Origin of the sequence: Pseudomonas sp. V88_4 (assembly GCF_029967985.1) — a bacterium.
GTDB classification, from domain to species: Bacteria; Pseudomonadota; Gammaproteobacteria; order Pseudomonadales; family Pseudomonadaceae; genus Aquipseudomonas; species Aquipseudomonas glycinae.
The window spans coordinates 141044-166220 of sequence record NZ_JASCAF010000002.1 but is presented as its reverse complement, the minus strand read 5'-3'; the positions used below and the strand labels follow the sequence as shown (position 1 = coordinate 166220).

General features: G+C 59.4%; 20 protein-coding genes. 12 read left to right on the top strand and 8 right to left on the bottom strand.

What is annotated here, in order from left to right:
• The first annotated feature begins 89 nt into the window (after window positions 1–89).
• Together QLG12_RS03415 and QLG12_RS03410 are read left to right on the top strand one after the other, a co-directional pair.
• A complete protein-coding gene (locus QLG12_RS03415) occupies window positions 90–992 on the top strand; it encodes a LysR family transcriptional regulator (protein WP_166673454.1) in 903 nt (300 codons plus the stop codon).
• Between the two features lie 182 nt (window positions 993–1174).
• Complete coding sequence (locus tag QLG12_RS03410) at window positions 1175–1432, top strand: hypothetical protein (RefSeq protein ID WP_011334177.1); 258 nt, start codon at window positions 1175–1177, stop codon at window positions 1430–1432.
• A 168-nt stretch (window positions 1433–1600) separates the two neighbouring features.
• On the opposite strand, the gene QLG12_RS03405 is transcribed toward QLG12_RS03410, so the two are convergent.
• Window positions 1601–2794, bottom strand: coding sequence for a GAF domain-containing sensor histidine kinase (locus QLG12_RS03405; protein WP_197868260.1), 1194 nt, complete (start codon window positions 2792–2794; stop codon window positions 1601–1603).
• A 959-nt stretch (window positions 2795–3753) separates the two neighbouring features.
• On the opposite strand from QLG12_RS03405, the gene QLG12_RS03400 reads away from it, so the two are divergent.
• Window positions 3754–4443 (top strand): lipopolysaccharide kinase InaA family protein, encoded by a 690-nt coding sequence (locus tag QLG12_RS03400; RefSeq protein ID WP_282473914.1) that lies wholly within the window; start codon window positions 3754–3756, stop codon window positions 4441–4443.
• Between the two features lie 322 nt (window positions 4444–4765).
• Here the strand turns inward: QLG12_RS03400 and QLG12_RS03395 are convergent, their stop codons facing one another.
• Together QLG12_RS03395 and QLG12_RS03390 are read right to left on the bottom strand one after the other, a co-directional pair.
• The gene (locus QLG12_RS03395; RefSeq protein ID WP_282473913.1) at window positions 4766–7855 is read right to left on the bottom strand and encodes an efflux RND transporter permease subunit; all 3090 of its coding nucleotides are present in this window, start codon (window positions 7853–7855) and stop codon (window positions 4766–4768) included.
• Window positions 7852–8961, bottom strand: coding sequence for an efflux RND transporter periplasmic adaptor subunit (locus tag QLG12_RS03390; RefSeq protein WP_197868262.1), 1110 nt, complete (start codon window positions 8959–8961; stop codon window positions 7852–7854). Before QLG12_RS03390 ends, QLG12_RS03395 begins: the two co-directional genes overlap by 4 nt.
• Window positions 8962–9171: 210 nt before the next feature.
• On the opposite strand from QLG12_RS03390, the gene QLG12_RS03385 reads away from it, so the two are divergent.
• Window positions 9172–10632 (top strand): efflux transporter outer membrane subunit, encoded by a 1461-nt coding sequence (locus tag QLG12_RS03385; protein ID WP_282473912.1) that lies wholly within the window; start codon window positions 9172–9174, stop codon window positions 10630–10632.
• 75 nt (window positions 10633–10707) lie between these two features.
• On the opposite strand, the gene QLG12_RS03380 is transcribed toward QLG12_RS03385, so the two are convergent.
• The 3 genes from QLG12_RS03380 to QLG12_RS03370 all read right to left on the bottom strand — a co-directional run bounded on the left by QLG12_RS03380 (window position 10708) and on the right by QLG12_RS03370 (window position 13525).
• Window positions 10708–11979 (bottom strand): outer membrane protein transport protein, encoded by a 1272-nt coding sequence (locus tag QLG12_RS03380; protein WP_282473911.1) that lies wholly within the window; start codon window positions 11977–11979, stop codon window positions 10708–10710.
• A gap of 199 nt (window positions 11980–12178) precedes the next feature.
• Window positions 12179–12799, bottom strand: coding sequence for a TetR/AcrR family transcriptional regulator (locus QLG12_RS03375; RefSeq protein WP_197868265.1), 621 nt, complete (start codon window positions 12797–12799; stop codon window positions 12179–12181).
• Window positions 12800–12928: 129 nt separating this feature from the next.
• Window positions 12929–13525 (bottom strand): TetR family transcriptional regulator, encoded by a 597-nt coding sequence (locus tag QLG12_RS03370; RefSeq protein WP_236195011.1) that lies wholly within the window; start codon window positions 13523–13525, stop codon window positions 12929–12931.
• A 149-nt stretch (window positions 13526–13674) separates the two neighbouring features.
• On the opposite strand from QLG12_RS03370, the gene QLG12_RS03365 reads away from it, so the two are divergent.
• The 4 genes from QLG12_RS03365 (at window position 13675) to QLG12_RS03350 (ending at window position 17621) form a co-directional block, all read left to right on the top strand.
• On the top strand, window positions 13675–14775 hold the full coding sequence (locus QLG12_RS03365) for an alkene reductase (protein ID WP_197868266.1): 1101 nt from the start codon (window positions 13675–13677) through the stop codon (window positions 14773–14775).
• Window positions 14776–14814: 39 nt separating this feature from the next.
• Window positions 14815–15603: an SDR family oxidoreductase gene (locus QLG12_RS03360; protein WP_282473910.1), complete on the top strand. Its 789-nt coding sequence runs from the start codon at window positions 14815–14817 to the stop codon at window positions 15601–15603.
• A gap of 82 nt (window positions 15604–15685) precedes the next feature.
• A complete protein-coding gene (locus QLG12_RS03355) occupies window positions 15686–16555 on the top strand; it encodes an alpha/beta hydrolase (protein ID WP_282473909.1) in 870 nt (289 codons plus the stop codon).
• 67 nt (window positions 16556–16622) lie between these two features.
• Window positions 16623–17621, top strand: a complete 999-nt coding sequence (locus QLG12_RS03350; RefSeq protein WP_282473908.1) for an NADP-dependent oxidoreductase — start codon at window positions 16623–16625, stop codon at window positions 17619–17621.
• 199 nt (window positions 17622–17820) lie between these two features.
• On the opposite strand, the gene QLG12_RS03345 is transcribed toward QLG12_RS03350, so the two are convergent.
• Window positions 17821–19029: an MFS transporter gene (locus QLG12_RS03345; protein ID WP_282473907.1), complete on the bottom strand. Its 1209-nt coding sequence runs from the start codon at window positions 19027–19029 to the stop codon at window positions 17821–17823.
• Between the two features lie 230 nt (window positions 19030–19259).
• Here QLG12_RS03345 and QLG12_RS03340 point away from each other — a divergent pair, with 230 nt between their 5' ends.
• From QLG12_RS03340 to QLG12_RS03325, 4 genes are all read left to right on the top strand, one after another.
• Complete coding sequence (locus QLG12_RS03340; RefSeq protein ID WP_282473906.1) at window positions 19260–20192, top strand: AraC family transcriptional regulator; 933 nt, start codon at window positions 19260–19262, stop codon at window positions 20190–20192.
• Between the two features lie 77 nt (window positions 20193–20269).
• Entirely contained in the window at window positions 20270–20725 is a 456-nt protein-coding gene (locus QLG12_RS03335; RefSeq protein ID WP_085611777.1) for a (2Fe-2S)-binding protein, read from the top strand.
• Window positions 20725–22974, top strand: coding sequence for a molybdopterin cofactor-binding domain-containing protein (locus QLG12_RS03330; protein ID WP_282473905.1), 2250 nt, complete (start codon window positions 20725–20727; stop codon window positions 22972–22974). Before QLG12_RS03335 ends, QLG12_RS03330 begins: the two co-directional genes overlap by 1 nt.
• Before the next feature lie 17 nt (window positions 22975–22991).
• On the top strand, window positions 22992–24344 hold the full coding sequence (locus tag QLG12_RS03325) for a cytochrome c (RefSeq protein ID WP_282473904.1): 1353 nt from the start codon (window positions 22992–22994) through the stop codon (window positions 24342–24344).
• Window positions 24345–24414: 70 nt separating this feature from the next.
• On the opposite strand, the gene QLG12_RS03320 is transcribed toward QLG12_RS03325, so the two are convergent.
• On the bottom strand, window positions 24415–25149 hold the full coding sequence (locus QLG12_RS03320) for an SDR family oxidoreductase (protein WP_282473903.1): 735 nt from the start codon (window positions 25147–25149) through the stop codon (window positions 24415–24417).
• Window positions 25150–25177: the final 28 nt, after the last annotated feature.

Below are 25177 nucleotides of genomic sequence, written 5' to 3'. Positions count from 1 at the left end.
CGAGCCTCTGTGATGAAGTCTAAGAAGGGTTCATTATTCCGATAAGCCACCCTTTGGCTTATGAAGCATCCGCATATTCAGGACAATCCATGCACAGAACAGGAATGACCGAGCTGGAAGTGGTTCTGGCCGTGGCGCGACGCAGCAGTTTTCGCGGCGCAGCACAGGAATTGGGCATGTCCACTACCGCCGTTAGCAGCGCGGTGGCCGGCCTGGAAGCACGCCTGAAAGTGCGCCTGTTCAATCGCTCCACGCGCAGCGTGGCCCTCACCGACATTGGGCAACGCTATGTGGCACGTATCGCCCCTGCGTTGGCGCAGATCAAAAGTGCCGGCGAAGAAGCCAGCCTCGGCCCTGATGAACCCAGCGGCACATTACGCATCAATGCACCGCATGGCGCGGCCTACCTGCTGTTGGATCCGCTATTGAAGCAGTACGCTCAGCGCTATCCCGAAGTGCGCATCGACATCGTCAGCGAATCAAGCATGGTCGACATCATCGCCGGTGGCTTCGACGCCGGGATCCGCCTGGCGGAGTCTGTGCCGCAAGACATGATTGCCGTGCCACTGTCAGGTGACATCCGGATGCTCGTGGTAGCAACGCCCGAGTACCTCGAACGCCACGGCGTGCCCGAGCATCCACGAGATCTGCTTACCCACCAGAGCATCTGCATGCGCATGGCCCACGGTGGCCTCTATCAGTGGGAATTGGAGCGCGATGGCCAAAAGCTGCAGATGGATCTGCCGGTGCGCTTCGCCTCCAACGAGTTGCTGGCCATCAAACAGGCCGTGGTGTTGGGCCTTGGCATTGGTTTCATTTCCGAGTGGTTCATCCAAGAAGAACTGGCGAGCGGCGCCCTGGTGCCGGTGTTGATGCCATGGTGCCCGTCGTTTGGCGGGTTGAGGCTCTACTACTCGGGCCATCGCTTCGTGCCGGCGCGATTGCGCGCACTGATTGAACTGGCGCAAGAGTTGCGGCCCACGGTGGTTTGATAATGTTCCGCCGCCTTTTTATCGTCCCCCCCTTCGGCCAAAAAAACACCCATCAGAAAGGACCGCTTTCGGCCAGAAGCGAACATCGTCTAAAGGAAGCCTTTGGACTAAAAGAAGGACTTTGTCTTAAAAAGCCGATAGGCTCATGTATTTGTTATCAGTAAAAATCCAGGCGAAGGGACATGGCACTGTCTAAAGGCGATTTCATAAAACTAATCAGCGCTGACCAAGCGAAAATAGTTTTAACTGATTGGATTAACTCTCGCGAGGCAGCGCCAGGAGATATCGCTTTGGTGGAAGAAGTCTATGTCGGAGAGGATGGGCAGATCGTTCGTCTTCTGTGCGAATACCGTCCGGGTTTTCTAGAGTGGCGAACGGTGTTTTATGAGGCAGGGTTGACTTATGAGCTTCTTCCCTCCCGCGCTGACGTCACCACTTAAATTTTTGCCTCCGACGATTAATGCCCCCAAGAGCTGTTTATGGAACCTAGTTCACCCGAAAGCAAATCAAAAAGAATAATTCTAACAGTGGTAGTATTTTTGCTTTTTGGCGCATGGAATCAAGACCTAACCGTCTTCAACAATGATCTGAAGGATGAAGATCGTTGTTTAGGCACGTTTGAGACGAGCGGGAAATCTTGCTACGAAACAAGTTCCCGATTCGAGTGTGGACACTACGCTCAGGTTGCCTCCGTGCGCAGTGGTAATTTGGGAGGCGATATAGAGTCCCAAGCCCAAGCCTTCACCACGTTGTCCAGCCTCTGATCGGGTGAAAGGTTCAAACAGCAAGGGCGACAAGTGCGGCGGTATCGGGGGGCCTTGGTTGGTCACAGATATAACAATTTCGTCCACTTCAGTGTCGGCCTTAACAGTGATAGGCGACGCTAATGAGCCGTGGGTGACTGCGTTTCCCAACAAGTTGGAAAGCAACTGGCTGATACGCAGAGGGTCACAATAGACACCGGCCGGTATGTCTACCAACTCAATAAATGTAGCTCGAGGGTGCGAGATTTGAACCTCATTCAGAGTCAAACGTAGTGTGTTGCCCAGATCATCGACAAGTTGGCGTTTGATTGGAATTCCGCTCCCCATTCGACCCCGGGCAAAATCCAGCACGTTTTCGATCAGGTTTCCCATGCGTGTGGAGCTAGTACGAATGGCTGAAATTAAGCTAAGCGATCTTTTGTCCGTTGTTTTGGTTTCCAGCAGATCGGCGCTCATACGAATGGCGCTCAATGGCGTGCGCAGATCATGCCCGAGTACGGCGACGAATTGCTCGCGCAACCTTCCGTGCTCCTGGGCATTAACTAACTCCGCTTGGGTAATCTCGAGATTATTCTGGGCATCGAGGCTCAACGCTATCAATTGGGCGAAAAGCGTAAGTGTGTTGGCAATGGCCGGTTCATCGAGATGAGCAGGCACGGAGTCGATGGCACACAGTGTCCCAAAAAACTCGCCGTTTGCCTTTATGATCGGAATAGAAATATAGCTTTCCAATCCATAGGTTCTGGGCGTGTGATGCAGGGAAAAAACGGGATGTTTACTGGCGTGGCCGAAAATGACCGGTTTTCTGTGCTGGCGAATTTCATGGCAGATCGTTGACTCAAGCACCAGCTCGTCGCCAGGTTTCAAGCCGAACTCGATGGAGTCATCTACTGCGCACGCCACCCAGTTTCTTTCAGTGACCCTGGCGACAGCGGCGAACCGCATTCCAGTGACGTGCTTGACCATGCTCAATATCACCGGCACAGCTTTGATGCGGTGGATAGCATTAATGTCTTGAGAGAATTCTTGGCTGGTCATAGATCTGCGGTTCAAATGCGTGCGTTCAGAGAGTATTCCTAATTATCTAAGGTTTCCAATAAGCTATTTCATCAAGCTTCACGTCACTAGGGCCAAAACCAGCGAGTGTCATAACGGCCGCCTCCGGCGGTCGATGAAATGGACATCGATTTCGTGTTGACATTCCTCCAACGACTATATTTTGCCGCTTTCTACCCGTTACCGTGGCAGCTTTTGGCCGTTTACTGCCGGTCACGACTGACCAGGTTGGCTGCGAAAAAACACCTCAGATGAAAGTCGCTTTCCATCAAGCGCAGTCTCTCGATTACAGCTATGAAATTTAGGGTAATAATGAGCCCACCGAGAACGCCAAATAACCCGCCATTTCGTTTCCGCAAATAAGTTCCCACCCCTTGATTTCAGAGGCCTCCAGAGCGTTGACAAATACTGTCCAGCGGAAACGAATTCAACCTAAACCATTGAAATTTAAAAATTAATCTTCGGACTTGAAAACCGTCGACTGTAACAGGTCCATGAGTTCGAATCCCATCACCTCCGCCATATTTGATACGACAAAGCCCTGATTATTCGGGGCTTTGTCGTTTCTGGCGTTCCAGAAATTCTGATGACATCAGGATGTTTTCCACAAACCGCAACTTTCACTCCCTTCTCCAGCGTCCTGCCGAACATAAAACACTCTTCATGTAATACGGGAATTCATCAAGATGACTCTGGCCGTGATGATGGCACCTGACTGATAGCTATCAGCCGAATGCTGCCCCCTGCGGACGACTGTTCTGGCCGAAACCATTTCATCTCTCACGACTGCCTTTGGACCGTAGCTCCCGCTCAATAATGGATAAGCGCGTCATCAAAGGAACTAAGCCCAATATTGAAACGTCTGTTTGAATAACGGCATGATGCCAGCCAGCAAAAAGGCCAATGGCGCAGCTGATAACAACACAAGAATGGAGTGCGCGATGAGCCAAACCGACCAAATTTTTTCCTATTGGTGGAATACATCAGGCCCTTGGGTAGAAGAACCCAACGTTCGCAGGAGTGGCACAAGCGGAGTGCAGCGAGTTCTGCATAACGGCGCGACTGTGTACGTTAAACGTCAGACGGGTCATTTGTTTCGCAGCCTGAGATATCCTCTGGGGCGCCCCACCACCTTGCGCGAAGGCCGCGCGCTCACAAAGTTACTCCATCTTGGGGTCAACGCCCCTCAACCGGTTTACTACGGTGCGCAAAAAATCAAAGGGGTCTGGCACGGCATCTTGGTCACCAAGGACTTGAACGGTTTCCAGGATTTGGAATCCTGGTACAACGAAGGCGCTAAAAACCAATACACACCCAAGCAACTGGACAATGTGCTTGAAATACTCGCGTCGTTAATGGCACGAATGCATCTCGGCCGCTGGCAACATGGCTGCATGCGCTCAAAACACATTTTTATCAAAGTTCGCAATTCGTCGAGCGATACCGAGTTCGAGCTTGCGCTGCTCGATCTCGAGAAGTCCCATGGGCGAATCAGCTCATTGCGGGCGGCTCGGCACGACATTTTGCAACTCAGGCGCCATTCCTATTGGAGCGAACCGGAGTGGCAACACTTTCTTCGTCATTATGAAAAGCACCTGGGTCGACCAGTAATCACTCAGGGCCGTTCTTGAAAGCCCAACGAAGGCGGCAGGCGCTCACATCACATGAATGTCTGCATCGATCTGCCAGGTGAACCGGTGAATGCAGGGTGTGTGCCCGGCCCCGCCCAACTCATTGAAGGCTCTACTCTACTGACGCAGCTACCATCCAGTTTTTCGACAGCACAGGCCACGCCGGAACGGGATCGGAACGGCCGAGAACGATTCGGCGCACATTGACTATCCGCGCGGCGCCGTGTGGTGAGGCTGGAAGCCATCTTTATATACGACAAAGCCCTGATTATTCAGGGCTTTGTCGTTTCCGCGATCAGGCCTCGATTTTCAGCACTGATGGCTACTCCGGTTTGACTGTTGCAGCCGGCGGCCTGGCGTCAGGACCGATTTTGAACCAGATCGAGTACATCGCAGGCAGGAACACCAGCGTCATGATGGTGCCGACGAGCGTGCCGCCAATCAGGGTATAGGCCAGCGTCCCCCAAAACACCGAGTGCGTCAGGGGAATGAACGCCAGGATCGCCGCCAGGGCCGTCAACAGTACCGGTCGCGCACGTTGCACCGTGGCTTCGACGACCGCGTGAAACGGATCCAGCCCTTCTTGCGCGTTGTGATGAATCTGCCCGATCAGAATCAGCGTATTGCGCATCAGGATCCCCGACAGTGCAATCAAGCCAACCAGCGCATTGATGCCAAACGGCTGATTGAAGATCAGCAGTGTCGGCACCACGCCAATCAAGCCCAACGGCGAGGTCAGGAACACCATGATCATCGCCGAGATCGAACGGACCTGCACAATGATGATGACCAGGGTCATGGCGATCATGATCGGCAACAACGGCAGGATCGCCTTGCCGGCCTTGCCGGACTCTTCGATCGCACCCGCCTGCTCGATCCGGTAACCGGAAGGCAGCTTGTCGATGATCGGCTGCAATTGCTTCAGCAGCGCACTGGAAACATCCGGTGGCTGCAAGTCTTCGGCAATGTCGCCGCGCACGGTGATGGTCGGGGTGCGATCACGCCGGCGCAGGATCGGATCCTCCATGCGCACATCGACCTCACCGATCTGCGACAACGGGACCCGCTGCCCCGACGCACCGACCAAGGTGAAGCCTTCGATTTGCTGTGGATCGAGCCGGATATCGCCCGCTGCCCGCCCCATGACCTGCACGGAACGAATATCTTCGCGCACCGCCGTAATCGGTACTCCGCTGAGCAGGAACTGCAATTGCTGTGCAACCGCAGTCGATGTCAGCCCCACTGCCTGCAGACGATCCTGATCCAGGTTGAAATGCAACGACGGAGTCAGCGGCCCCCAATCAGTGTTCACGGTTCTCATCATCGGGCTGTCCTGCATCACGCCCCGCACCTGCTCGGCGATTACGCGCAACTTGGCCGGATCAGGCCCCATCACCCGGTAGGCCACTGGAAACGGCGAGTAAGGACCAAACACGATTTGCGATGCCCTGAGGCGCGCTTCCGGGGCAAGACCTTGAGCCACCGCGTCACGAAAACGCAACTTGAGGGTTTCCCGTGCCTCCTGACTGTCGGTCAGCACCACGATCTTGGCGAACGACGGATCGGGCAGTTCCGGCGCCATGGCCAGGAAGAAACGCGGTGCACCCTGGCCGATATAGGCCGTGACGATTTTCGCCTCATCCTGCTGGTGCAGCCAGGCTTCGACCTTGGCGGCCGTGGCGCTGGTCTGCTCGATGGAAGTGCCGTAGGGCATTTGCACCTCGATCATGACTTCAGGACGGTCAGAGGTCGGGAAGAACTGTTTCTTCACCAGGCCCATGCCCGCAGCCGCCACGAAGAACAGCGCAATGACCATGCCCGCGACCCACCATTTGCGTGCAATGACCCAGGCCAGAACCCCGCGGAAGCGGTTGTATCGCGGCGTGTTGTAGATCGCCGCATGTCCACCCTCCACCGCCTTGATATCCGGCAACAGTTTCACGCCCAGATAAGGGGTGAACGCCACTGCCACGACCCACGAAGCGATGAGAGCGATGCCCACGATCCAGAACATGTTGCTGGTGTATTCGCCGGCCGTGGACTGAGCAAAACCGTTCGGCAAAAAACCGATCGCCGTCACCAGGGTTCCGGACAGCATCGGCGCCGCCGTGTGGCTCCAGGCATAGGCAGAGGCCTTGATGCGATCGTAGCCCTCCTCCATTTTCACCACCATCATCTCAATGGCAATGATCGCATCGTCGACCAGCAAACCAAGCGCCAGGATCAATGACCCGAGGGTAATACGGTCGAAATTCTTGCCGGTGGCCGCCATCACCACAAACACGATTGCCAGAGTCAAAGGAACCGCGGCGGCGACCACCACGCCGACACGCCAGCCCATGCTCAGAAAGCAAACGAGCATGACCACCAGCAGCGCGACGAAGAACTTGACCATGAACTCGCCGACAGCCGAGTCGATATTCACTGCCTGGTCGGTGACTTTCGAGAGAGTCATACCCAAGGGCATTTCCTCATTGATCCTGACGGTCTCGGCATCCAGCGCCTTGCCCAGATCAAGGCCGTTCCAGCCCTCACGCATCACTACGCTGAGCAACAGCGCCTCTTCGCCGTTGTTGCGCACCATAAAGGTAGCCGGGTCTTCATAACCGCGTTCGACCGTCGCCACATCAGACAGCTTGAGTGTCCGCCCTTGCACGACCACAGGGGTGTCACGGATTTTCTGCAGCTTGTCGAACGCACCATCGAGACGCAGAAAAACCTGTGGCCCGCTGGTATCGATTGATCCGGCCGGGGTCAGTGCGTTCTGACTGTTCAGCGCGGCGAAGATGTCTTGCGGTGACAAGCCCAGGGTCGCCAACCGCTCATGCGAGAAAGAAACAAATATCCGTTCGGCTTGTTCGCCGATGATGTTGACCTTCTTCACCCCCGGCACATGCAACAGGCGCTGGCGCATGGACTCCGCATCGCGAACCAGCAGGCGCTGCGGCTCGCCTTTGGCTTTCAGGGCGAACAGCGCAAAGGTCACGTCCGAATATTCGTCATTGACCATCGGCCCGATGACACCCGCCGGCAACTTGATCGCTTCATCGTCGAGTTTTTTACGCGCCTGATAGAACTCTTCCTGCACTTGCGAGGGCGGCGTGCTATCGAGCAACGAGACCATCGTGAAAGCGAGCCCTGGCCGCGTATAGGTTTCCGAGCGGTCGTACCATTTGAGTTCTTGCAGGCGTTTTTCCAGTGGCTCCGCGACCTGATCCTGCATCTCCTGTGCGGTCGCCCCCGGCCACGCCGTGATGACGGTCAACTGCTTGACCGTAAACGGAGGATCTTCGGCACGCCCCAACTGGAAGAACGCCAGGGTGCCGGCAACGGCGATCAGGAAAATCAGAAAGACCGTGATCGCCCGCTCGCGAACGGCGATGGCGGAAAGGTTGAATCGTCCTTCGCTCATGGACGACTCCCGACAACGGTGGCCGCTTCAGGCACAGGCATTCTTACGGGTTCACCTTCGTGCAACAGATGAGCGCCCAGCGCCACAATCTGTTCGCCGACCCGAAGATCGCCAGCCACTCGCGCCAGATCATCGCTCAAACCCAGCACTTTAACCGGACGCCAGGTCACGGTTGGCGGTGTCCCGGCGATGACCCACACCCCAGGACCTTTACCGGCGTCGTAAAGCGCGGCAATGGGCACTTGCAACGACGCGGCAGGTGTCGAGCCCTCGGCGATTCCAAGGGTGACTGTCGAACCTATCGGCGCATTGGCCAGCGCGCCTTCCAGTACATAGCGGGCCTCGAACGTACGCGTCGTGCGGTCCGCCGAATCTGAAAGCAACCTCAGTTTCGCGGTCACAGCACCCGAGGCATCACCATAAAGCGTGGCTTGCGCGGTGGATCCTGCTGCGGGACGCAAGGTCTCGGGCAAGTGCACGATGGCCTCGCGCTGCCCTGCCCGCGCCAGTCGAACCACCGGTTGTCCGGGACTGACGACTTGTCCGGGTTCGGCGAGTGTGTCCACCACAACGCCATCGGCATCGGCGACCAGCACCGCGTAACCGGAAGCGTTGCGGGCAACGTCCGCTTGCGCTTCAGCGGCGCTGAGTTGGGCCTTGGCCGTGTCTGCGGCGGCTTTGATCTGATCGTAGGCCGAAGCGGAAATGGCGCCGGCGCTGACCAGAGTGCGATAACGAGCTTCGTCATCGGCTGTCTGCCTGGCGCGGGCCCGTGCGGCGATGACCGACTCCTGCTGCGCGCGCGCCTGCAACCCCAAGTCGATGGGGTCGAGCCGCATCAGCGGCTGACCGCGTTTGACGGTCTGCCCCGTGTCAACCAGACGCTCGAGCACCTTGCCCGATACACGAAAACCCAGGTCGGTCTGAATGCGCGCCGTCACCACCCCCGTAAAAGATCGGGAACCGTCGCCCGCAGCCTGAACAGCGGTGAACCTGACCAGAGGCGCCTGTGTGCGCGGGTCTGCAACGGAGGTGACATCACCGCACGCCACCAGGGCGAGTGGTAACAGGCATGCGGCGATGGGAAAAATTCGGAGCCGGCGCATAGGTACCCTTACTGAAAATAGGATGTTCATCATATTCTCAGTCGCGTGACCATTAACGTCAATAGTCACTAACCATGAACTATCCGACGCTTCAGCTTTATCACTCACGCCGCAATGATATTTATAACCCGCTCAATCAAATCGATCGCCCTTGATTGACAAGATGTGACCAATACTTAACATGGTCACAAAACTTGTAAAGGAACGACGATGCCTCCCCTCCGCCCGATTGCTCTTTTGGTTACCGCCAGCCTCATGGCAGGTTGTGCGGTGGGTCCGGATTACCATCGTCCAGATGCCCCGCTTTCAGATCATTACCTCGGGCAGTCTGCTGTCGAACTGAGATCAGGATCGACACCGGACAGCCTTGCCGCCTGGTGGGAAAGCTTTAACGATCTGCTACTGAGCAACCTCATCGACCAGGCCTTGCAGCAGAATCTGGACCTTGCACAGGCATCAGCGCGCGTCACCCAGGCCAGGGCCGGCCTGGGCGCCGCCAATGCAGCACTGCTGCCCTCGGCGAATATCAGCGCACAGGCGGCACGCGCTTATCAGTCCGTCGAGACACCACTGGGCCAGGTGTTGAATTCAACACCTGGCTACGACCGTTACGGCAATGCCTACGAGGCTAACCTCGAGGCGGGCTGGGAAGTTGATGTCTTTGGCGGACTGCGCCGCGGGCGTGAGGCGGCACTGGCTGAGTATCAGGCCTCAGCAGCCGGTTTCACGGCGACGAGGTTGGCGATCGCTGCGCAAACGGCCGATATCTACATCACCCTGCGCGGATTACAGGCCCGGCTGGACATCGCCAACCGGCAAGTCGACACCCGGCGCGCATTGCTGGAGAAGGTTCAATTGCTTTACGGCAAAGGGCTGGCCGCGGAGTATCAAGTGCGTCAGGCCGAGGGTGAATTGTCGCAAGTCCAGGCGAGCGTTCCGGTACTGCAAAGTGGTCTGGAAGCGGCCATGAATGCGATGGACGTGCTGCTCGGCACGCCTCCCGGCACCCACCGCACGCAACTGGCACCTGAGGGCGAAATTCCCGATGTGCCGTCGCTGAATAGGCTGGGCACTCCGGCGGATCTGCTACGGCGCAGACCGGATCTGATCGTCGCCGAACGCCGCCTTGCGGCCTCCAACGCGCGTATCGGCGAAGCGATTGCCGAGTACTACCCGAAATTTTCCCTCAGCGCCTTGCTCGGCAGCGCGACTGCCGTCTCCGGCGGCAATCTTTTCACCAGCGGCGCGAGCCAGTCGAGCGCTGTCCTGGGTCTGCGCTGGAGGCTATTCGACTTCGGACGCATCAACGCCCGGATCGATCAGGCCAAAGGCCAGGAATCTGAAGCATTGGCCGCCTATCGCCAGTCGGTACTGCGCGCCACCGAAGATGTAGAGAACGCGCTGTCCTCACTGGTGAATCGGCAAACTCAGACCACCACCCTTACCGGCGGCGAAGCGGCGCTGACTCAAGCTCGCCAGTCCTCGTTCACCGCCTATGAAAAAGGCACCGCCAGCCTGATCGATGTCTTGCACGCCGACGAAACACTGTTGCAGGCCTCCGACGCCAGAGCGCAAGCGCGGACCGAATCGGCCCGTGCGGCGGTGGCGTTATTCAAGTCGCTCGGTGGAGGATGGCAACCCGTTGCGCCGGGTTCTGTAGCGGCGCGCTGAACAGCAACCCCGGATCGCTTCAAGAGTCGGGAGACACGTGTACTCCCGACCCGCATTTGGCTTGATAGCGCTCACCTAGAAGCGATAACTGACCGACGTACCGAACCCGCTGGCACTGTTCTTGTACCTGGCACTGTAGGCCCCCCTCGATGCCGAGGTGTCGTTGACCCCGACGCTTTCCTCCCAAAGATAGGAATACGCCAGATCGATCGTCACATTGTCCACGGGCGTCCAACCGGCGCCGAAGCTGACAACCTTACGGTCACCCGTCGGAATGCGCGGCCCCCGATTGGTGTTGTTGGCGGGTGACTGATCGACCGAAAACCCGCTACGCAGCACCCATTGGCTGTTCAATCGATAGGCTGCACCGATCGCGTGAGCCCAGGTGTCATGCCAGTTCTGCTCTTCGCTGATCGTCCCCAATTGCCCGCTCAGCAACGGCGGCAAGCCGCTGTTCTCAATCGTCAGTTCCTTGAAGCGGCTCCAGCGTGTCCAGGTACTGCCCACATAGAGTGTCCAGTCGTCGTTGAATTGATGCGTCAGCGAAAAGTCCACCGACTCCGGCGTGTCGACATCCAGCGATGCGTCATAGCTACGGCCGCTGACGCCCAGCACGCTGAAGATGCCATCGGTGACCTTGGTTTTGGCGTCCAGGTGATAACTGACTTTGGAGTGATACGTCAGGCCCAGGCGGGTCTGATCGGTCGCCTGCACCAGCACGCCAGCATTGAAGCCCAGTGCCGTGTCATCGCCGGTGCTTTTGAGTTTGCCGTCGTTGCGCCCGGGGCTGAGTGGATTGGGCACCATGCCCGATATCTCTCCGCCGATACGATTGATGGTCGGCCCGAATCCGATCGACACCTTTTCGTTAAAGGCGTAGCTGATGGTCGGCTGGAAGGTCAGCGTGGTGACTTCACTCTTGTTGGCGTAATAGCGGCCGGCAAAACCACTGCCGTAGTCGGTGATCAGCCCGAAAGGCACATAAAACCCGACGCCGAATGCCCAATGCTCATCGATCGGTTTCACGTAATACCCCATCGGTACCGTGGTGACGGGCACCATGTCGCCGTCTTCCTTCCCCCCAAACGTACTGCGTGTCTGGCTGATGTCCGATTTGGCGAACAGCGTCGCCGCCCCCACGCTCACCTGCTCTCGTTTAAGCCGCGCCATGCCTGCCGGGTTGCCGTAGATCGTACTGGCGTCTTCGGCGGATGAAGATCGCCCGGCAAAACCGGAGCCCATCCCGCTGATGCTTTGTTCGTTGAGGGCAAAACCACCGGCCAACACATTGGAGGACACCAGCGCGACCGCCAGGCCGACGGGATTCTTGAGCATTATTTTTTTCATTATCTGGACTCTATGGGATCACTGAAAAACAACATCGAGAACAACAGCGAAGCCATACTATCCAAGTGACCATTTCAGTCAATGGTCACATTAAGCAATAATCAAAGCCGTACCGGCACGCATGTGCCGGTAACAGGAAACCTGGTTGGGGGATGTCGCGCTCTGGCCCAGCTCACCTGAACAGGTGATCCGGGTTGGGTCAGGGCATCAGGCTACGCAGAATGAGGTTGGAGGTCAGCGTGGGCGCTACCTCGATAAAATCCAGATTGTGCTGCAGCAGCAACGGGTTTACGAAGGGGCGCAAGGCCAGATGAATCGCCTCGACGGTTTCGTCCAGCGGGGTCTTGCGCTCGAACTCTCCGAGCTCTCGCCCTTCACGCACGATGTCGAAGATAAAGCGCTTGATCTGCTCTTCATACACCTGCGCACTGGGCCAGCGCTCCCCGGCGGAAAATGCAGCGATGTCGTAGAGCTTGCGGTCATTGAAGAACAGGTCCACACCCGTGGCAATCACGGTCTTCACCAGTCGGCGGAAACGCTCGGTCGGCGAAATTCCCTCTGCGTTAACAGCCTGCTCCACCGCTGCAACGATTTGACCCAGACAATTCGAGCAGATCGCTTCGCCGATCGCCTGCTTGGAATCAAAGAACTTATAGATGTACGCCTTGGAAAAACCGATGGCCCTGGCCAGATCGGAAACCGTGGTTTTGCCATAGCCGTATTGGCTGAAGTGTTCATTGGCTGCCGCAACAATCTGATCACGAATCTCGTGATCGACTGGGCCACGTGGGCCGGGCGAAGATATGGATGGCTGATTCATGGGCGTAGCTTACTCACCCTTTCGAGGACTTACAAATCGTGACCAACAGAGTACATGGTCACGAAAAGCCGGCTGATCGACTGATAACAGGCTGACGTTCAAGTCATCGAAAAGGCCGGATCGGCCCTTCTACGGTGTTTCCACTTGATCGACCGGCAGCACCGGTAATGAAGCAAACATTTCAGCGCGGCATACCTCAAGGATCTCATCCGCCAAGGCAGAATCATCCGGGCAGGCGCGTGACAGGATGATTGCGCCGACCGCCCGCGACAGCAAGTCGATCATTTTCTTTCTCCCCTCGCCCTCTGCGGCATCCGTGCCCACAGGATATTTTTCCGCCAGGGTTTGCAGGATCTGTTCAATGCCTGCGGCAAACGTTGCCTTCACATCGTCCGACTGACGCGCCGCGTCGCCACACAGTGCGGCCATCGTGCAACCGCTGCCGCGTCCGTCGCGATGTTCCCGGTTCACGTAGACGTTGATGAAACCGGGCACGTCGAGCGCCTGGGCGCCAGTCAACGATTTGCCAAGACTGCAGGCCGAGGCTTCGGCCATCAGGTCGGCTTTCGAGCCGAAGTGCTTGTAGAAGCCTCCATGGGTGAAACCGGCAGCGGCCATGAGATCGGCCACACCGACGCCATCAAAGCCACGCTCACGGAACAGTTCTGAGGCTGTTTCAACGATGTGTTCTCGATTGGCCTGCGCCTGGGCCTTGGTCACTCTCACGTGCAATACCTCGTGTTCAGCGGGAATTTCTGCGCTCGATGATACATAGATGTTGGCCATAATCAAAACAGTTGACAGTTTAGATTTCGATCATCATCCTAATTTCACACCCCACCGATCTCCATCAACGGGCACGGAAGAATCATCTGATGACCAAGCAGACTCTGTTCACCCCTTACACGCTAGGCAGTCTCATGCTGTCGAACCGCGTCGTTCTTGCACCGCTGACACGCAATCGCGCAGGCCAGGGCTTTGTCCCCAGCGAATACGCGGCCGCCTATTACAGCCAACGCGCCAGCGCCGGTCTGCTGATCAGTGAAGCGACGCAGATTTCCCGACAGGGCCAGGGTTATCAGGACACCCCCGGGATCTACACCCAGGCACAGATTGACGGTTGGCGCACAGTCACCGATGCGGTCCACGCCAAGGGCGGCAAAATCTTCCTGCAGCTGTGGCATGTCGGCCGCGTCTCACACGTTGACCTGCAAGAAAACGGCGCCGTACCGGTGGCTCCTTCTGCACTGCGTGCCGCGACCAAAGTGTTCGTCAACAACCGCTTTGAAGACGTCTCCGAACCCCGCGCCCTGGAAACCAGCGAACTGCCGGGGATCGTCTCCGATTTCCGCCAGGCTGCGGCCAACGCAGTCGCCGCCGGGTTCGATGGCGTGGAAATTCACGGTGCAAACGGCTATTTGCTGGATCAATTCCTCAAGGACAACGCCAATCTGCGCACCGACGCTTACGGCGGTTCGATTGAAAATCGTGCGCGTCTGTTGCTCGAAGTGACGGCGGCCGTCGTCAACGAGATCGGCGCGGATCGTACCGGTGTGCGCCTGTCTCCCGTGTCGCCGGCCAACGGCGTGGCCAGCAGCGATCCGCAGGCGCAATTCAATTACGTCGTCGAGCAACTCGACGCCCTCGGCGTGGTTTACCTGCACGTGGTCGAAGGCGCGACCGGCGGCCCGCGTGACGTAGCGCCCTTCAATTTCGACGCCCTGCGTCAGCGCTTCAAAAACACCTATATCGCCAACAACGGCTATGACCTGGACCTGGCGACTGCGCGGCTGGCCGAAGACCAGGCCGACCTGATCGCCTTCGGTCGCCCGTTCATTGCCAACCCGGATCTGGTGGAGCGCCTCAAACAGGGCGCGCCTCTGTCCGCCTTCAATCCCGCCACCCTGTATGGCGGCGGCGCAGCGGGCTACATCGACTACCCGACGCTGGCTGAGTCGAGCGTCAGCGCAAGCTGAGCGCGTTCTGTTTCTCACCTCCTGAAAGAGAGATACCCCATGAGCACTCGCCCTACTGTTCTCATCACTGGCGCCTCTACCGGCATTGGCGCCGTCTACGCCGACCGCTTCGCCCAACGCGGCCACGATCTGGTACTGGTCGCCCGCGACAAGGCTCGCCTGGACACACTGGCAGCGCGCCTGCGCAGCGAGCACGACGTCGCCGTCGATGTCATCCCGGCAGACCTGACCCAACTCGCCGATCTGACCACCGTTGAAAGCCGCCTGCGCGACGACGCCCGCATCGGGATCCTCGTCAATAACGCCGGCGCCGCGCTGTCCGGCCTCTTCGTCGACCAAAGCACCGACAGCGTCGCGCAACTGGTGGCCCTCAACACCACGGCGCTGGTACGGCTTGCCAGCGCCATCGCCCCACGCCTGGCCAAGGCCGGCGACGGCGCAATCATCAACATCGGTTCGGTGGTAGGCCTTGCGCCGGAGTTCGGCATGAGCGTCTACGGTGCGACCAAGGCCTTTGTGCTGTTCCTGTCCCAGGGCCTGAGCCTGGAGCTTTCGCCTCAGGGCGTCTACGTGCAGGCCGTGTTGCCCGCCGCCACCCGCACGGAGATCTGGGATCGCTCCGGCATAGACGTCAACACCTTGAGCGAAATCATGGAAGTGGGTGATCTGGTGGATGCCGCACTGGTCGGTTTTGATCGTCGTGAACCTGTGACCATCCCGCCGCTGCACGAAGCCGAGCGCTGGGATGACCTGCAGGGCGCACGTCAGGGCCTGCTGGGGCAAATCCGCCAGTCTGCGGTCGCCCAACGCTACCAGACGCCACAGTGATTTTTTGCTAGCGAGCATTCGCGCCGGATTCGATGCAGGCGCACGGCACTGCATCGCATCCTGCCGGCTTGCCGGAGTGACAATGAGTTCAATGCAGACAACTTCCCGCTCGGGTTCGCCGACGTCATTCATTGACGCGGCGAACCAGTCGATCACAGTCAACGGCATTCCCTTCGCCTACCGCGACACCGGGCCCGCAACCGGCGTGCCGCTTGTACTGTTCAACCATTGGGGCGCGGTGCTGGACAACTTCGACCCCGCGATCATCGATGGCCTGGCGCAAACCAGACGCGTCATCACCACCGACTATCGCGGCATCGGCAACTCGGGTGGGACCGCGCCACTGACGGTGGGTGAAATGGCCGACGATGCCATCCAACTGATCAGGGCGCTGGGGCTGAAAACCGTGGATGTGCTCGGTTTTTCCCTCGGAGGCTTCGTCGCTCAGGACATTGCCCTCAAGGCGCCTGATTTGGTACGCCGGTTGATTCTGACCGGTACTGGACCGGCGGGCGGCACCGGCATCGACAAGGTCGGCACAGTGTCATGGCCATTGATCCTCAAAGGCTTGCTGACCCTGCGTGATCCCAAGTTCTACCTTTTCTTCACCTCGTCGGCCAATGGGCGACGGTCTGCCTCGCAGTATTTAAGACGCCTCAAGGCACGCAAGAACAATCGCGACAAGGGCCCGACGCCACGCGCCTTCCTGCGGCAATTGAAAGCCATCACGGCGTGGGGCAGGCAACCGCGGCAAGCGCTCGGACGCTTGCGCACACCGACGCTGATCGTCAACGGCGACAACGACATCATGGTGCCCAGCGTTACCTCGTTTGAACTGGCCAGGCTTATCCCCGACGCACAGTTGGTGATTTATGAGGATGCCGGGCACGGCGGGATTTTCCAGCATCACGCGGACTTTGTGGCCAAGGCGCAGGCGTTTCTCGATGCTTGATCACGTCACGCAGCAACACCGCAACCCACCGACTACCCTCCGTACAACCAGCAAGAGCCGCACCACGATGAAAGCATTTCTGATTGATGGCTATGGCAAGAACCCCGGACGCATTGGCGAAGCCCCCGCCCCTGCAGTCGGTGCCCACGACGTCTTGATCGAGGTCCATGCGAGCAGTGTCAACGTGCTGGATTCGAAGATCAGCAAAGGCGAGTTCAAGCTGATCCTGCCCTACGCCTTGCCGTTGATATTGGGCAATGACCTGGCGGGTGTCGTGGTTGAAGTCGGCCCGCAGGTGACACGCTTCAAACCGGGAGACGAGGTATACGCTCGCCCGCCCGAAACGCGGATCGGGACATTCGCCCAATTGATCGCCGTGAACGAAAACGCGGTCGCCCTGAAACCCGCCAATACCGACATGGTACAAGCCGCGTCCTTGCCCCTTGTTGCACTGACTGCGTGGCAAGTACTGGTTGAAACCGCACGTCTGCAAAAGGGCCAGAAAGTGCTGATTCACGCAGGTTCCGGCGGCGTCGGCACCATTGCCATTCAGCTTGCCAGACACCTCGGTGCGTTTGTCGCCACAACCACCAGTACCGCCAATGTCGAATGGGTCAAGGCGCTGGGGGCCGATCTGGTGATCGACTACACACAGCAGAACTTCGAAAACGTGCTGCATGACTACGACGTGGTGCTGAACAGCCTCGGCGCCGACGTGCTGGAGAAGTCACTCAAGGTCCTGAAGCCCGGCGGCCAACTCATTTCCATCTCGGGCCCACCCACTGTGCAGTTCGCGCGGGAGCAAGGATTGTCCTGGCCATTGCAGCAAGTCATGCGCCTGCTGAGCCTTGGCATTCGTCGCAAAGCGCGCAAGCAGGATGTCAGCTACGCGTTCGTGTTCATGCGGGCCAATGGCGCTCAACTGCAACACATCACCGCGCTCGTGGAGGACGGGATCATCAAACCAGTGGTTGATCGCTCCTTCCCCTTTGAATCAACGGCCGAGGCATTGAAGTACGTCGAGCAGGGACGCGCCAAGGGCAAGGTCGTTGTTTCGCTCAAATGACCCCGCCGCCAGCTCATGAATCGACCGTAGACACTGCACCGCTTTTACTGCTTGAGGGGCCATCAGCCGAGGTGATTTCGCCAGAGGTGCAGGAACAGCAAGCGCTTCAACCGGATGATGCGCGGGTTGAACCGCCCGTTATCGTTTGGCGCAGTTTGATGCTCGAGCCATAGGTTGAAACGAGTCGCATGTGATCTCGTCAGGCTATCGCGTTCGGCTCGACAAGATGAATTTGCGTGGCATTGCGTCCGGCCAGCCAGGCCAGCACCGATGCGGCGACCAGAACAGCGGCGCTAAGCTCGAAGGTGGCTTTGTAGCCGCTCAGATCAAACGCCAGGCCGCCAATGATTGCGCCGCCGGCGATTGCCAGTTGGACAATCGCGACGAGCAAGCCGCCTCCCGCTTCCGCATCATCCGGAAGCGTCTGCGCCAGCCAAGTCCACCAGCCAACCGGCGCGGCTGTGGCGACCAGCCCCCAAAGTCCGAGCAACACGGCGGTCAGCACCGGCGATTTGCCGAAGCTGATCAACGCCAGCGCGATCACCGCCATGATCAGCGGAATGGCGGTCAGCGTGCGATAGAGGCCACGGCCCATAAACCGTTCGATCAGAAAGGTGCCGATAAAGCCTGCCAGTCCCAACCCCAGCAGCATGAGCGACAAGGTTGAGACACTGACGCCAGTCACACCCTCAAGAAATGGCCGCAGGTAAGTGAACAGCATGAACTGGCCCATGAAAAAGACGCTGACGGCGACCATGCCCAAAGCCACTGGCATTTGCCTCATCAACCGCAGAACGTTGCCGCTACCGGCCTGGCGCTCGGCCTTGAAAGACGGAAGGCTGATCAGCAGCCACACGGCGGCAAGCACTGCAACCGGAACCACACAAAAAAATGCGCCGCGCCAGCCGATCAACGAGCCAAGGAAGCTGCCCGCCGGTGCGGCGATGACCGTGGCCAAAGCGTTGCCGCCATTGACGATGGCCAGCGCACGGGAAACCTGTTCAGGCTTCACCAGGCGCATGGCAGTCGCCGCCGACAGCGACCAGAAACCACCAATCGCAATCCCGATCAACGCACGTCCGAACATGAACGACGGGTAGCCCGGGGCGAGTGCGACGACCGTTCCGGAGACGATCATCAACAAGGTCAGGCCCAGCAGAAGCTTCTTGCGTTCGACGCGAGCGGCAACCGAGGCGATCAACAAACTGGTGATCAAGGCAAAGGCACCGGACACGGAAATCCCCTGCCCGGCCTGGCCTTCGGTGATGTGCAGGTCCGCCGCAATCGGCGTCAGCAGGCTGACGGGCATGAACTCGGAAGCGACCAGAGCGAATGCCGCCAGCGACATGGCCAGCACGGCGCTCCAGCCGCCTGTTCTTTTGGAAGGATCTGTAGAAGGAAACGTCATGGGAACTACCTGTGGTGCGAAAAACGTGTGGGGTGTGATACGCAGGGGCAAGCGGTTTGTCGCCCGTCCGGGCACTACACCTGAAACAGATAGACACATTCTCCCGGTCAGTCCGGTGCTTCCCTAGCGCATTCCTCTTGAATGCTTGCCTGATCCTCTGGCGATGCAGGGTGATGGATAGGAAACGTCTCGCGCGCGCATTAGAGTTCGGTCAACAGGAGTGACCCGACATGATCCCTAACCCTCTGCCCCAGGAATCGCCTTTGGCCGTGCACATCGACCCGCACGTGCGCGCACCGGGCGACTTCGCCACGTCGATACCCGGTCTGTCGCTGTTTCGTCGCGACCAGCCGGCGCCACCCGTTGTGTGCATGATCGAACCCAGCCTGATTCTTGTGGGTCGCGGCGAAAAACGCTTGTGGGTCGGCGGTGAGGGTTACAGCTATGACCCGTCGCGGTTTCTGGTCACTTCACTGGATCTGCCCGCCAACTCCGAAGTGATGCTCGCCAGTCCTGAACAGCCCTGTGTCGGCCTCGTACTGAAACTGGATGTCAGCATGCTTGCCGAGGTCATTACCAAGAGCGGCTTGCCTGCGAAACGCCAGCCATCAACGGGTACGGGTGCCGCGATTGGCAGCCTGTCGTCAGCGCTGGAAGACGCGCTCGATCGCCTGCTGGCCCTGCTCGATGAACCCGAGGCGATCCCGGTTCTGGCGCCGCTGATTCTGCGGGAAATCCACTACCGATTGCTGCACACCGACCAAGGCCCACGGCTGCGGCAGATCACGGCCGTCGACGGTCAGGGTTATCGCATCGCCAAGGCCATCGACTGGCTCAAGGTCAACTACACCGATGCCCTGCGCATCGATGATCTGGCCGCGCGGGTGCAGATGAGCGCGCCGACCTTTCACCATCATTTCCGCCAGCTCACCGGCATGAGTCCGTTGCAGTACCAGAAATGGCTGCGGCTCAACGAAGCCCGGCGGCTGATGCTGGTCGAGCGCCTGGACGTTTCGCGCGCGGCGTTTGCAGTCGGCTATGAAAGTCCTTCGCAGTTCAGCCGCGAATATGGCCGGCTGTTCGGCACCGCGCCGAGTCGTGACATGGCCCTTTTGCGCGGGCAGCCCTTCGAGGCAGCAGCGCTCGGCACAGTCGCGAATTGAACGAAAACCGGTGATGCGCCCCGCCGCGTGTCACTGCTTATAACAATGCACGTCAACCGATGATCAGCGGGTGAATCATGGAACTACGAATCAACCAGAAGACCTATCAGGTCGATGCCGACGCCGATACGCCCTTGCTGTGGGTGATCCGCGATGATCTGGGCATGACCGGCACCAAGTACGGCTGCGGACTGGCGCAATGCGGCGCCTGCTCGGTGCTGGTGGACGGCAACGTCGTGCGCTCCTGCGTCACGCCGGTGGCGGGTGTGGTTGGCCGCGAGGTCACCACCATTGAAGCCATCGAAACCGATGACGTGGGCAAACGAGTCGTCTCGACCTGGGTCGATCTGCAGGTCGCCCAGTGCGGCTACTGCCAGTCCGGGCAGGTGATGGCTGCCACCGCGCTGCTCAAGCAGAACCCCAAACCGAGTGATGCGCAGATCGAGGCGGCGATGGTCAATCTGTGTCGCTGCGGTACCTACAACGCCATTCATGCCGCCGTGCATGAGCTTGCCGGCAAGGGGGACGCGTGATGACCGTTCGTATCGACCCTTCACAACACGCTTCAGTACTGGATCTGCATGAACCGATCAATGTGTCGCGCAGACGCTTTCTGACCGGTACCGCCGTCGGCGCATTGGTGCTCGGCTTCGGTCTGCCGCTCGGTGCGACACGGGTACAAGCGGCAGCGGCAGCGACGGCCGAGCGTGGCACCCAAGTCCCGGCGTTTCTCGAAATCCGCCCGGACAACCGCGTGCGCCTGCTCTGCCCGTTCATGGAAGGCGGCCAAGGCACGTTCACCGCCATGGCGCAGATCGTCGGCGAAGAACTGGATGCCGACCCGGCGACCTTTCTGGTCGAAGCCGCGCCGCCCGGCGAAGCTTATGTGGTGATGGAAAACGGCATGCGCATCACCGGCGGCAGTATGTCGGTGCGCATGAGTTACCCGGTCATGCGCCGCCTCGGCGCCCTCGCTCGCGCCATGCTGTTGCAGGCCGGCGCGCAGCAACTGGGCGTGCCGGTGAGCGAGTTGAGCACTGAGCCTGGCAAAGTCGTGCATGCCAAGTCCGGGCGCTCGTTGGCCTACGGTGAACTGGCCGAGCGTGCGATGGATCTGCCGGTTCCCGATCCAGCCTCGGTGAAGCTGCGTGATCCGAGCCAGTTCCGCTGGATCGGCAAACCGGTGAAGCGTCTCGACGCTTACGACAAATCCACCGGCAAGGCGCTGTACAGCATCGATTTGAAAGTCGACGACATGCTGCATGCCGCCGTTCAACATGCCCCGCGCCTGGGGATGACCGTAGGGAATCTGCGCAACGAAGAGCAGGTCAAGGCTATGAAAGGCGTGCATTCCGTGCATCGTCTGCCGGGCGCCGTGGCGGTGGTCGCCGAGCGCTGGTGGCACGCCAAACGTGCTGTCGAGGCGATCCAGGTTGACTGGCAAGAGCCGACGGCCGACAGCCAAGTGCGGCCGATGCCCGCCGACTTTTCCAGCGATGCCTGGTTCAAGCGCCTCGCTGAAGATAAAAGCCCCGCCAAAGATGATGAACACGAAGGCGATGTGGCTTCGATTCTCAAGGAGACCAAGACCCGGATTGACGCCACTTACCACAACCAATACCTGAACCACGGACAGCTGGAGCCGCCTTCAGCACTGGCCCGGTTCAATCCGGACGGCTCGCTCGAAGTCTGGCTACCGAACCAGGCGCCGGACATGTTCCGCGCCGACATCGCCAAGCGCACCGGGCTCGATCCGTCACGCATCACCTTGCATTCGCCGCTGCTGGGCGGGTTCTTCGGTCGGCATTTCCTCTACGATTCGGCCAGTCCCTACCCTCAGGCCATCGCGCTGGCCAAAGCGGTTGGGCGCCCGGTCAAACTGATCTGGAGTCGCGAAGAAGAGTTCCTGCGTGATGTGCTTCGCCCGGTTGCCGCAGTGAATTTCCGGGCCGCACTGGACAACGACGGCTGGCCGCTGGCAATCGAAGCGATCAGTGCCACCGAAGGGCCTACCGAAGGGATCGCTGGCAAACAGGGTGAAAAGCTCGATCCGACGGCCCTTGAAGGGTTGTCCGGCAAATCCTACGCGATCCCCAACAAACGCATCGCACAGATCTACGTCAAAGGCCCGGCGATGCTCGGCTACTGGCGCTCGGTGGGTAATTCGCTCAACGACTTCTTCTATGAATCGTTCCTCGATGAACTGGCCGACAAGGGTGGCAAAGATCCGTTCGACCTGCGCCTGCATTTGCTGCGCGGCAACCAACGGCTGACCACACTGCTGCAAGCCGTGGGTGAACTATCAGGTGGCTGGAAACGCGGCCCGTTTACTGCCGAGGACGGCAGCCGACGTGCGCGTGGGGTGGCCATGGCTTCGCCGTTCGGTACCGAGACGGCGGTGATCGCCGAGGTGTCCATCGAGAACGGCCAGGTCAAGGTGCATGACATATGGCAAGCGATTGATCCGGGCAGCATCGTCAATCCAGCGATTGTCGAGGCTCAGGTCAATGGCGCCGTAGCGTTGGGACTTTCGCAGACGTTGGTGGAAGAAGCCGTGTGGATCGATGGCAAGCCTCGGGCGCGCAACTACGACTTGTATCCGATCCTGCCGCCCGCGCGGATGGCACGGGTGCATGTGCGGGTGGTCGAGAGCGGGGAAAAAATGGGTGGCATTGGTGAACCGCCGTTGCCTGCGGTCGCGCCCGCTGTCGCTAACGCGGTGGCGACGCTGACCGGTCAGCGGGTGCGCAGCCTGCCCTTGAGCCGACACACTTTCACCTGATCAGCGCCGGAGCGTTTATGAACAACAGCCGATTCGCAAGAACCGCTGGCTGGCTGGCCGTGCCGTGTCTGGTCGCGGCAGGCCTGCTGGCCTGGTATGTCACCCGTGAGCCTGTCTCGCGTCTGGAAAACCATCAGATCGCCGTGGCCGACATCGATCCGGCGCTGGTGGCCCGTGGCGAATACGTCGCCAGGCTCAGCGATTGCGTGGCCTGCCACAGCGTGCCGGGCGGCGCGCCGTTCGCCGGAGGGCTGGAAATGGCCACGCCGCTGGGCTCAATCCATGCGACCAACATCACCCCGGACACAGAAACCGGCATCGGTCACTACAGCCTGGCGGACTTCGACCGTGCCGTGCGCCACGGGGTGGCGCCCGACAGTCGCCGTCTGTACCCGGCGATGCCCTACCCGTCCTACGCCAAGCTCAGTGATGACGATGTTCGAGCGCTGTATGCGTTCTTCATGAAAGGCGTGGCGCCGGTCAAACAGGCGAACATCCCCAGTGCGATCCCGTTTCCGCTGAACCTGCGCTGGCCGATTGCACTGTGGAACGGTGTGTTTGTCGACGCGGAGCCCTACGTAGCCAAACCGTCGCAGGATGAACGATGGAACCGCGGCGCCTATCTCGTTCAGGGCGCCGGGCACTGCGGCAGTTGCCATACACCGCGCGGCCTGGCGTTCAACGAGAAGGCACTGGATGAGTCTGGCAAGCCATACCTGGCCGGCGCCCTGCTCGATGGCTGGTACGCGCCGAGCCTGCGCGATGACCACAACACCGGCCTGGGCCGCTGGAGCGAGCCGGAAATCGTGCAGTTCCTCAAGACCGGTCGCAACCAGCACGCGGTGGTCTACGGCTCGATGACCGAGGCGTTCAACAACTCCACGCAGTTCATGAGCGACGACGATCTGACCGCCATTGCCCACTACCTGAAGTCGCTTCCGGGAGATCGCGAACGGGATGGCGCGCCTTGGCAGTATCAAGCGGTTTCGGCAGCGCAACGTCTGGAATCGCCCGGTGCACAGACCTACGTGACGCGCTGTGCGTCGTGCCACGGCCTGGACGGCAAGGGTCAATCGCAATGGATGCCGCCGCTGGCCGGCGCGACTTCTGCACTGGCCAGGGAAAGTGCCTCGGCAATCAACATCACCCTCAATGGTTCGCAACGAGTGGTGGCGGCCGGCGTGCCGGATGCCTATCGCATGCCGGCCTTCCGTGAGCAGCTGTCGGATCAGCAGATCGCCGAAGTGCTGACGTTCATGCGCAGCACTTGGGGCAACCAGGGGATTGCCGTTGATGCGCAGACGGTGGGCAAACTGCGTGAACACACCGATCCGGCCAGCAGCAGTCCGATCATCCTGCAGATGCGCTAGAGGAGAGATTGATAAAGCATCGACTTGCTGGTCCCGCGCACGGCGCGGGACTGGCTAGCCTCCCGACTGCTCAGTGTGGGCTGGCGGTCGGACGAACCACAATCTCACTCACGTCCACATCGTCAGGCTGCTCGATGGCATAGGCGAGCGCCCGCGCAATAGCGTCTGCATTAAGCGCCACGCGCCGGAAGGCTTTCATTTCCTCGCGTGCCACCTCATCGGAAATCGTATCGGCCAGTTCGGACTCGACGACGCCCGGGCACACCACGGTCACCCGGATCTTGTCCGTTTCCTGGCGCAGACCATCCGAGATAGCCCGGACCGCGAATTTGGTCGCGCAGTACACCGCGGCTGTCGGAGAAACCGCGAGTCCACCAATGGACGAGATATTGATGACCTGACCGAAACCATGCGCCTGCATGTCGGGCAAGACGGCGGCAATACCGTGCAGCACACCGCGAACGTTGACATCGAGCATCTGGTTCCATTCATCGACCTTCAACGAAGCCAGCGGAGACAAAGGCATCACCCCCGCGTTGTTGATGATCACATCGACCTTGCCATGTTGAGTCTTGGCGAATGCCACGAAGGCGTGCATCGATTGCAGGTCCGTAACGTCCAGTGCGCAGGCACTTGCGGAGCCCCCTTCGGCCTGGATCTCGCTGACCAGTCTGTCCAGACGCTCGGTCCGGCGGGCGCCGAGAACCACATGCGCGCCTTTGGCAGCAATCAACCTGGCCGCTGCCTCGCCAATACCACTGCTTGCACCGGTAATCAGGACGACTTTGTTTTGAATGTTCGACATATCCGTAGCTCCTGCTGTCTGCATTGAA

Bases quoted from the DNA above. Each gene is read 5' to 3' on its own strand.
- QLG12_RS03365 (WP_197868266.1), top strand. From the start codon at position 13,675: ATGACCAAGCAGACTCTGTTCACCCCTTACACGCTAGGCAGTCTCATG.
- QLG12_RS03375 (WP_197868265.1), bottom strand. From the start codon at position 12,799: ATGAATCAGCCATCCATATCTTCGCCCGGCCCACGTGGCCCAGTCGAT.
- QLG12_RS03400 (WP_282473914.1), top strand. From the start codon at position 3,754: ATGAGCCAAACCGACCAAATTTTTTCCTATTGGTGGAATACATCAGGC.
- QLG12_RS03360 (WP_282473910.1), top strand. From the start codon at position 14,815: ATGAGCACTCGCCCTACTGTTCTCATCACTGGCGCCTCTACCGGCATT.
- QLG12_RS03395 (WP_282473913.1), bottom strand. From the start codon at position 7,855: ATGAGCGAAGGACGATTCAACCTTTCCGCCATCGCCGTTCGCGAGCGG.
- QLG12_RS03350 (WP_282473908.1), top strand. From the start codon at position 16,623: ATGAAAGCATTTCTGATTGATGGCTATGGCAAGAACCCCGGACGCATT.
- QLG12_RS03320 (WP_282473903.1), bottom strand. From the start codon at position 25,149: ATGTCGAACATTCAAAACAAAGTCGTCCTGATTACCGGTGCAAGCAGT.
- QLG12_RS03355 (WP_282473909.1), top strand. From the start codon at position 15,686: ATGAGTTCAATGCAGACAACTTCCCGCTCGGGTTCGCCGACGTCATTC.
- QLG12_RS03405 (WP_197868260.1), bottom strand. From the start codon at position 2,794: ATGACCAGCCAAGAATTCTCTCAAGACATTAATGCTATCCACCGCATC.
- QLG12_RS03345 (WP_282473907.1), bottom strand. From the start codon at position 19,029: ATGACGTTTCCTTCTACAGATCCTTCCAAAAGAACAGGCGGCTGGAGC.
- QLG12_RS03380 (WP_282473911.1), bottom strand. From the start codon at position 11,979: ATGAAAAAAATAATGCTCAAGAATCCCGTCGGCCTGGCGGTCGCGCTG.
- QLG12_RS03340 (WP_282473906.1), top strand. From the start codon at position 19,260: ATGATCCCTAACCCTCTGCCCCAGGAATCGCCTTTGGCCGTGCACATC.
- QLG12_RS03330 (WP_282473905.1), top strand. From the start codon at position 20,725: ATGACCGTTCGTATCGACCCTTCACAACACGCTTCAGTACTGGATCTG.
- QLG12_RS03385 (WP_282473912.1), top strand. From the start codon at position 9,172: ATGCCTCCCCTCCGCCCGATTGCTCTTTTGGTTACCGCCAGCCTCATG.
- QLG12_RS03410 (WP_011334177.1), top strand. From the start codon at position 1,175: ATGGCACTGTCTAAAGGCGATTTCATAAAACTAATCAGCGCTGACCAA.
- QLG12_RS03390 (WP_197868262.1), bottom strand. From the start codon at position 8,961: ATGCGCCGGCTCCGAATTTTTCCCATCGCCGCATGCCTGTTACCACTC.
- QLG12_RS03335 (WP_085611777.1), top strand. From the start codon at position 20,270: ATGGAACTACGAATCAACCAGAAGACCTATCAGGTCGATGCCGACGCC.
- QLG12_RS03415 (WP_166673454.1), top strand. From the start codon at position 90: ATGCACAGAACAGGAATGACCGAGCTGGAAGTGGTTCTGGCCGTGGCG.
- QLG12_RS03325 (WP_282473904.1), top strand. From the start codon at position 22,992: ATGAACAACAGCCGATTCGCAAGAACCGCTGGCTGGCTGGCCGTGCCG.